The organism is Streptomyces sp. (assembly GCF_035563135.1).
GTDB lineage: Bacteria > Actinomycetota > Actinomycetes > Streptomycetales > Streptomycetaceae > Streptomyces.
Genome location: NZ_DATMVN010000041.1, coordinates 1 through 6,172 on the forward strand (window position 1 = coordinate 1; position 6,172 = coordinate 6,172).

5 protein-coding genes and 1 pseudogene are annotated in these 6,172 nt (G+C 71.2%); 5 read left to right on the forward strand and 1 reads right to left on the reverse strand.

From position 1 onward, the window contains the following. Nucleotides 1-582, reverse strand: a 582-nt coding sequence (locus VN520_RS01935; protein WP_325745065.1) for a (5-formylfuran-3-yl)methyl phosphate synthase, incomplete at its 3' end; no start/stop codon positions are given. A 350-nt stretch (nucleotides 583-932) separates the two neighbouring features. On the opposite strand from VN520_RS01935, the gene VN520_RS01940 reads away from it, so the two are divergent. The 5 genes and pseudogenes from VN520_RS01940 to VN520_RS01960 all read left to right on the forward strand — a co-directional run. Further along, nucleotides 933-1,436, forward strand: a complete 504-nt coding sequence (locus VN520_RS01940; RefSeq protein ID WP_325745066.1) for a hypothetical protein — start codon at nucleotides 933-935, stop codon at nucleotides 1,434-1,436. Beyond that, complete coding sequence (locus tag VN520_RS01945) at nucleotides 1,436-2,827, forward strand: hypothetical protein (protein WP_325745067.1); 1,392 nt, start codon at nucleotides 1,436-1,438, stop codon at nucleotides 2,825-2,827. The genes VN520_RS01940 and VN520_RS01945 overlap by 1 nt, the downstream gene beginning before the upstream one ends. Continuing rightward, nucleotides 2,824-4,266 (forward strand): vWA domain-containing protein, encoded by a 1,443-nt coding sequence (locus tag VN520_RS01950; RefSeq protein ID WP_325745068.1) that lies wholly within the window; start codon nucleotides 2,824-2,826, stop codon nucleotides 4,264-4,266. Before VN520_RS01945 ends, VN520_RS01950 begins: the two co-directional genes overlap by 4 nt. A 50-nt stretch (nucleotides 4,267-4,316) precedes the next feature. After that, on the forward strand, nucleotides 4,317-5,429 hold the full coding sequence (locus tag VN520_RS01955) for an ATP-binding protein (protein WP_325745069.1): 1,113 nt from the start codon (nucleotides 4,317-4,319) through the stop codon (nucleotides 5,427-5,429). After that, nucleotides 5,426-6,172, forward strand: a pseudogene (locus VN520_RS01960) (hypothetical protein); the annotation flags it as partial. The gene VN520_RS01955 and the pseudogene VN520_RS01960, both read left to right, overlap by 4 nt.

Below are 6,172 nucleotides of genomic sequence, written 5' to 3' on the forward strand. Positions count from 1 at the left end.
CGCCGCCTTGACGCTGCCCGCGAGGGCGGCGAGCAGCCCCGCCTCGTGGGCCAGCCGGACGAACTGAGCGCAGACGTCGGGCGGTACGTGGTCGAACAGCCGTGTCCCGTCCTTGACGGCCGTGTCGAGCATGGCCGCGTCGGAGCCGGAACGGCGGGCGATGTCGGGCAGCGCGAGCGGGTTGACGCAGCCGATCCGATGGGCGTCGGCGTACCCCGAGGCGACGACGAAGGCGTCCGGCCGGTAGTCCTTCACCGACCGGACGACCCCCCGCATGACGTCGACGGCCTGTTCCGGCGTCGTGCATCCGTAGAGACCGACCTTGATGTACGTGGCTCCGGAGACAACCGCCCCGAGGGCGGCCTGGGCCACCGTGCCGGGCTTGTACGGCACGTCTCCGACGGTGGCGGAGACGGGCTTGTCCGCAGGGACCGCGGCGCGGATGTCCCTGATGACCCAGGGGAAGTTCGCGCCGAGCGAGCCCTCGTCGGGCTTCTTGACGTCGACGATGTCGAGGTGTTCGGCCGCCTTCGCGCAGTCGAGGGCTTCCTGGACGCCGTCCGGAGAGATGAGGAGCAGCAACGTGGCTTCCTTTCACCGTATGGGTGCCTGCCGGCGGGCAGGAGCACGAAGTTCTTCGGATCACGTGCGGTCCGCTCATCCTTGCTGTGGCACATGGCCGTCGGCAGGGCGTGCGAAGTACCGCACGGGTCATTGCCACAGCGTGCGCACGCCCCTTCCGGTGCGCCGTCCACGCCGGTCCGGGACACCCGGGAGCACCTGCACCCACGGGGCGGGGGAGCGCCCTGCCCGAGCATCGCGGGGCTCTCTTCGCTGCCGGTCACGGCGTTGTCAGTGGGTGCCAGTAGGTTCAGTCGTGTTCCGCCGGTCCGGCGGGAACAACCCCTCAGCTGTGCATTGGAGATGGCGCGTTGTCGGATTGGGAGAGGTCGAGCACGGCGCGGGTGATACCGCCCGCGCGGCCGCGCAAGCTCGCCAAGGTTCCGTTCGTCGAGCTGGCCGACGGACGCCTGCAGGGCGTGGTGTCCAGCGGCTCGGACATCGGGCGGGTCTACGTGTCGTCCGTCGCGGCCGGGAGTTACGCGTTCGCCTGCAGCACCAACAACAACCGGCCCTGCGGCGGTGCGCGCGGGTCGTTCTGCAACCACATCGGCGCCCTGATCAACGAGGCGGTCCTGCAGTACGGCGCCGAGCGCGTCGTCCGTTATCTGAAGGCCGAGGTCCCGGAGGGAGATGTGGACGGGGCCGTACTGGCTTCCGCGATGAGGAGCACCCGCCCGCCGATGGACGGGACCAAGGCCGCCGCCTCCGTCTTCAGCCGGTTCCTGCGCCACCTCGCCTACCTCGAACACGCACCGGTCACGACGCCGTTGCCCGAAATGCAGTTCTTCCCGCCGACCCGGGCGGTGGCGTGATGCGGGCCGACCTCCTCACCGGACCCGTCGAAGGACTGGACGAGGCCCTGGCGGCCGTGGACGCCTTCGACCACGCCCTCGTCGCCGGTCTCCTCCGTGCCCAGCCCGCCGGGGCCGCCGGCCCCACGCGGCTCGCCGACGCCGTGACGGGGACGCCACTGGCAGCCAGGGCCGCCGAGGCTGCCGCGAAGGCGGCGGCCGGAGCTGTGGGTGAGGACCACTTCGTGGCCCTGGCCGCCGCGCGGACCGCGCTGCTCGGCTCCGTCCACGACGCGCTGCTGGCCCGGGCCGAGGAGGCGGCCGGCCGTTCGCGCGGTGCGCCGGCCGTATCCCCGGCCGGCGGGGAGCCGGCGGCGAATCTGCTGACAGCCGCCCGTGCCTGGCTCTGTGACCTGGCGCGCTGCGGATGGCAGGGACTCGACCACGAGGTGGTGTCCGGGGCGTCGGAGGTCGTCTCCGCGATGCTTCCCGAGCCGGCCCTGCGCCGCCTCGCGACCCTCCTCGACGGCTTCGCCGCCGAACTCGCCGCGTCCTGCCCCGGCGCGTCGGCAGAGCGCTTCCCGGTACGCCGCTGGGCCGACCTGTGGTCGCGCGGAATGCTGCTGACGGTGCCCGGCGCGGCCGCCGCACCCGTCACCGGGACCGCCGACGGACGCCTGCTGCCCCTCGGGATCGACGTGACCGAGCACGCGACCGCCGCCCAGGCGCAGGTGCACGCGGTGTTCGAGCCCGCGGACGGCTCCGGGCCCCGTCTCGTGCGTGCCGGTGTGGCGGTGCCGAAGCCCGACACGGTCGTCGGAGCCGGGATCTGGCAGTTGCTGCGTCCCCACATGTCGCTCCTCGCGGCTGCGGGCGAGGGCCGCTCGATGGAGCTCACGGGTATGCCGGTCACCGCCGGAGGCGACCTGGTCTGGAGCGACGAGCACGCCCGTCCCGGTGAGCCGGCCGAGGCGTTCGCCACGGCCCGCGTGGCACTGCCCACCGCGACCGCCCCGGTGACCACACCCCTGGACCGGCATCCGGCAGGCATCGCCGTACCCGTCTTCCTGGAGGGCTACACCGCTCGCACGGATGACGACGGTGTACTGACCTTCACCGTCGCGGGGTCCGACCTGGTCGTCGACACCGACCGCATCCCCGCCGCCGGGCCGCTCACCCCCGAGGCCGTCGCCAGGTCCGGCGCGTGCATCGCGCTGATCCGCTGGGACGCCGGGGCGTTCGGCGTGCAGCCGCTCGCCGTGGAGACCACGGTGCGGAAGAAGGTGACGGCGGTGCACGCGGGGGCGTGGGCCGGAGGGACGGCCGACAAGGCCGGGGTCAGGGCGGAGAAGGCCGCCACCGACGCCGCGAAGGTGCTGGGCGAGCGAGCGGGAAGGCTGCTGCGCACATGACCGGACAGCGCAATTCCGAGGCGGTCGGCGAGAGCGCGCACGACAACCGCCGCCAGGTCGTGTACTGGCGTCTCCTCGCCCGGCTCTTCGACCACGAGGAGCAGGCGGCCCTGGAGGCGGCGAGCCTCGCCGTCGTGGAGGACATCGGACTGCCGGCCACCCTGCTGGACCCGCAGGCGTCGGTCGACTCCGTGGTGCAGCGCCACCCCGAGCTGGCCGCCGAGTTCGACGGCCTGATGGTGCCGGAGGCGGAGGCGGAGGCGGAGGACGGTGAAGCGGGAGAAGGGACAGCTGACGACGTCCGCGACCGGGCCGCCGAGGTGCGGCGCGCCGCGCTCGTCTCGAAGGTGCTGCTGAACGTCTTCCACTCCCCTCCCGGCACCGTCACCGCCGGCCAGCTGTCCCGGTGGCAGTCCGACGCGGGCTGGCTGGAGCGTGCGCTCGGCTGCGGGCCCGGGGAGCTGCGCGGTGGCCGCGCCGGAAGGAGGGGCGTCAGCCCGACCGGTACGGGCGGCGGCGGCAGGACCCCGGACCTGAGCCGGCTCATCCCGGAGATCGGCCCCGAGCTCGGCTCCATCGAGGCGGGCCTCGTGAAGCGGATGCGGCTGCGCGAGGTGCTCGCCGACCCGCAGCTCGCCGGGCAGCTCACGCCGAGCATGTCACTGATCGAACAGCTGCTGCGCGACAAGGACAATCTCTCCGGTGTCGCCCTGGCCAACGCCAAGGCCCTCATCCGCCGCTTCGTCGACGAGGTCGCCGAGGTGCTGCGTACACAGGTGGAGAAGTCGACCGTCGGCGCCCTGGACCGTTCGGTCCCGCCCAAGCGGGTGTTCCGCAACCTGGACCTCGACCGCACGATCTGGAAGAACCTCACCAACTGGAGTCCTGAGGAGGAACGCCTCTACGTCGACCGCCTCTTCTACCGCCACACCGTGCGCAGGACGACGCCCCAGCGGCTGATCGTGGTCGTCGACCAGTCGGGGTCGATGGTGGACTCGATGGTCAACTGCACCATCCTGGCCTCCATCTTCGCGGGCCTGCCCAAGGTGGACGTCCACCTCATCGCCTACGACACCCAGGCCCTCGACCTCACCCCGTGGGTGCACGACCCGTTCGAGACCCTGCTGCGCACCAACCTCGGGGGCGGCACCGACGGCACGGCCGCCATGGCACTGGCCCAGCCGAAGATCGCCGAACCGCGCAACACGGTCGTGGTGTGGATCTCCGACTTCTACGAATGGCAGACCGAGCCGCTCTTCGAGAGCATGGCCGCCATCCACCGCTCCGGGGCCAGGTTCATCCCCGTCGGCTCCGTGACCAGCTCCGGCCGCGCCAGCGTCAACCCGTGGTTCCGCGAGCGCTTCAAGGACCAGGGGACACCGGTTCTCTCCGGCCACATCCGCAAGCTCGTCCACGAGCTCAAGACCTTCCTCACCTAGGGCCTTCGCGCCCGGTGCAGTTGAACCCGTACTTCTGGAAAGGCCTACACATGTCCGACCTGTTGCGCGCCCCCGCCGAGATCAAGTACGCCGAGGAGCTGGACTGGCTGGAGTCGGTCGACGACGGCCCCAAGCCGTTCTCCTGGCGCCTGTCGCCGAAGATGGTCCGCCTGTTCATCCTGGGTTCCGAGCGCTCCGACGGCCTCGACCGGGAGATCTCCCAGAAGTGGTACGGCGACCGCAGCTTCGTCGAACGCTCCATCGTCACGCTGGCCTCCGACCGGGGGCTGCTGCTCATCGGTGACCCGGGCACGGGCAAGAGCTGGCTGGCCGAGCTCCTGTCCGCTGCCATCTCCCGTAACTCCACCCTCGTGGTGCAGGGCACCGCCGGCACCACCGAGGACCACATCAAGTACTCCTGGAACGTCTCCATGGTGATCTCCAAGGGACAGTCGCGGGAGTCGATGATCCCCTCACCGATCATGACCGCGATGGAGACGGGGGCGATCGGCCGTTTCGAGGAGCTCACCCGCTCCACCAGCGATGTCCAGGACGCGCTGATCTCGATCCTGTCGGAGAAGTACATCTCGGTACCGGAGATGGACAGCGACAACATCGTCTTCGCCAAGCCGGGCTTCTCCGTCATCGCCACCGCCAACAGCCGGGACCGCGGTGTCAACGACCTCTCCTCCGCACTCAAGCGCCGCTTCAACTTCGTGCGCATCCCGGTGGTGACGAACAAGAAGAGCGAGGCGGAGATCGTCCGCTTCCGCACCGAGGAGCTGCTGCGCCGCCATCAGATCGAGCTGGACGTGCCGCCGACACTGCTGGACGTGCTGCTGCAGAGCTTCGCCGACCTGCGGGCCTCCGCCGCCGCGGCCGGCAGCGACGACGAGAAGCTGGAGTCCGCGCTGTCGAGCGCGGAGCAGATCGGCGTACTGGAGGACGCGATCCTGCACAGCAATTTCTTCGGCGAGAGCGCGCTGACCGCCCGCACCCTCGCCTCCTCGCTCGTCGGATCGCTCGCACGGCGCGAACCGGAGGACCTGGCCATCCTCAACAAGTACCTGCACGGCGTCGTCGAGCCGCGCAGCAAGGAGGAGGGCGGCTCCTGGCCGGAGTTCCTGGAGGGCGGCCGCGACGCGATCGCCACCCTCTCGTGAGCGCCCTGGACGAGGGGACGCCCTTCGCAGCGCTGAGGGGGCAACTCCAGGAAGCCGCAGCGGAGTTCGCCGACGGGCCGGACGCGCTGCAAGGGATGCTCCTCGGCATCGTCGACGACGTCGACCGCGCCGTGCGTGAGCCCTTGGAGATCTTCCCCGTCTGCCACCACTCGCCCGCGTCGGCGGTCGCGATGGCACGGCGCCTGCGGGAGAAGCAGCCCAAGGTGGTCTATCTGGAGCTGTGCGAGGACATGGCTCCCCTTCTGCCGGAGCTGCGCAACTGCCGGCTGCCGGTGGCCGTCCAGGCGTTCGCGAGCGAGGCCAAGGGCTTCCCCGCGGAATGGGCACCCCTGTCGGTCGTCGCCCCGATCACGGAGGCGTCGGCCGAATACCAGGCCATCGCCTACGCCCTGGACACCCCGGGCGTCGAGCTGGTCCTCGTCGACCGCTCCTCGGACCACGTCTTCCAGTGGCAGGCCGGCGCGCCGGAGCCCGCGGGCCCCGACGCGCCGCCCGCCGAGGAGGAGGCGGCGCTGCACGGCGACGCCGTGGGGGTGGAGATCGGCGACCTGCGGCCCCGCTTCGCGGAACTGGAGGAGCACCTCCTGCACCACGGCCGCGTGCGGCACTGGTCGGAGTGGTGGCACCAGTACGTCGAACTGCCGCTCGGCGACAGCGACCACGACACCTACCGCCAGGTCATGCTCCTGATCGGCAGCCTCTTCCGCAGGCTGGCCCCCGGG